This is a genomic window from Brevundimonas sp. CURTG3B2_SDJG, from assembly GCF_057364705.1.
The window spans coordinates 1-1,943 of the sequence record NZ_JBNFOJ010000416.1 but is presented as its reverse complement, the minus strand read 5'-3'; the positions used below and the strand labels follow the sequence as shown (position 1 = coordinate 1,943).

General features: G+C 72.3%; 1 protein-coding gene and 1 pseudogene. One reads left to right on the top strand and one right to left on the bottom strand.

All coding sequences use genetic code 11. From position 1 onward, the window contains the following. A pseudogene (locus AC2W7C_RS17290) lies at positions 1-580 on the top strand (helix-turn-helix domain-containing protein); the annotation flags it as partial. Positions 581-583: 3 nt separating this feature from the next. Here AC2W7C_RS17290 and AC2W7C_RS17285 read toward each other — a convergent pair. Further along, positions 584-1,943: hypothetical protein (locus tag AC2W7C_RS17285; protein WP_486002473.1), on the bottom strand; the 1,360-nt coding region annotated here is incomplete at its 5' end.

Genomic DNA, 1,943 nt, shown 5'->3' with positions numbered 1-1,943 from the left:
GCCGAGGCGACCGGCTACGACCTGGCGCGGCTCCAGGCGCGGTTTCGGCGTCTCGTTCGAGCAGGCGGCCCACCGGCTGACCACCCTGTCGCGCCCCACGGCGCGCGGCGTGCCGTTCTTCCTGATGCGGGTGGACCAGGCCGGCAATGTCTCCAAACGCTTCGCCTCGGCGGGCTTTCCGTTCTCGCGTTTCGGCGGCGCCTGCCCGCGGTGGCGGCTGCACGGCGCTTTCCGCACGCCCGGCCGCATCGTCACCCAGATCATCGAGACGCCGGCCCAGGACGGAAGAGAGCCCGGGCGCTGGTTCACGCTGGCCCGCACCGTCGACCGTCAGGGCCACGACGGCTTCGACGAGGGCCAGGATCTGGCGATCGGCCTGGGCTGCGAGCTGAAGCACGCCCACCGCCTGGTCTACGCCCGGGGCCTGGACCTGGCCGCGCCCGAGGTCACCCCCATCGGCCCGGCCTGCCGCCTGTGCCACCGCCACCCCTGCGCCGAGCGCGCCGCCCCGCCGGTGGACCGCCCCCTGCTGGTCGACGACTGGGCCAAGTCGGTCAGCCCCTGGCCGTTCGCGGGCTGAGGGTCAGGTCAGGATCAGCTTCCCGGCCTCCATCCGGTAGGCCACGCCCGTCCGGTCGAAGATCCCCGCCAGGACGGCCGCCGGGTCATCGACGCCCTCGTCCAGCATCCGGCCGATGGCCGCGGCGGGTTCTGGATCGCCGGCGATGCGGGTCAAGGCGCCCAACCACTCCGCCCGGCTCAGCACGCCGTCGGCGCCGTCGTCCCGCCGGAAGTCCGCCAGGACGGCGAAGAAATCGCCCCCGTCCTTCTTGCGCCGCGCGGATTCCAGCGCCAGGGCCCAGGCGGCGCCGCAGGCGTAGTAGGCGCGGTTCTCGCTGCGCTCGCCGGCGCCGGCGACCGGCTTGTCCTTGGCCAGCCGGACGCAATCGTCGACTTCGCGCTGCAGCTCCGATGCATCGTCGTAGGCGGGATCGATCGCCTTGATCGCGCGGATCGCCATCAGGTCGGCGCCGCCCTCGGTGATCCAGGCGTCCCGGGCGAACTCGTACTTTATGCCGTTGGAGCCCAGCCAGAAGTGGGCGGCCTCGTGGCCGATAAACCAGTGGGCGCGGTCCAGCGTCTGCCTGTCGGGATCCAGGTTTCCCTCGCCCTCGAAGGTCATGGCGATCAGCCCCGGCAGCACGCTGCCGCCCATGCTGGACAGGCGGGGCGTCGGCCCGGCCCAACTGACCATCAGGGTCGGGGCGCCGTCCGTGTTCGGCCCGATGCGATCGGCGTAGAAGGCCATCACTCGCGGCGTGAAGGCCTCCAGCTTGGCGTTCAGCCAAGCCGGCAGGCCAGGGTCGATCACCGTGGTCACCCCCTCGCCGATCCGCACGTCGGCCTGGCCGAACAGGACGTAGGTCTGGGCCTCCGAAGCGGTCGGGGCGTCGATGCGGCGGCCCTTGAACAGCACCGGTCCCGCGCGGTCCCGCCAGGTCACCCGCGAGGCCTCGCCGGGAACCTCGATCCCGTTCAGGTCCATGGGCAGCGCACGCGCCGCCTCGACCGAGTCCATCGGCATCACGTCGAAATGGTCGGTGTAAAGAGCCACCGCTCCGTCGGTGAAGACCAGGGCCGGGTCGTAGTCCGCGATCAGGTCGCCGGTCTGCGGCCGCATCGCGATGTGCAGCCGCCGGGGGACGTCGGAGCCGTCGGCCATGCGCAGCACGTCGTAGCGTCCCTGCCGGTCCAGGATCACGCCCGGGGTCTCCACCGTCCACCAGGACGGCCGCCACGGCTGCTCCCCGACCCGCAGCAGGGCCGAACGGCGGAAGGCCCAGACCGGGGCGTCGCGATCCAGGACGATGTCGGCCGTCCATCGGTCGCCGTCGCGCACGACCTCGCGGAACAGGAAGGGGGCGTTCAGATCCCGCACCCAG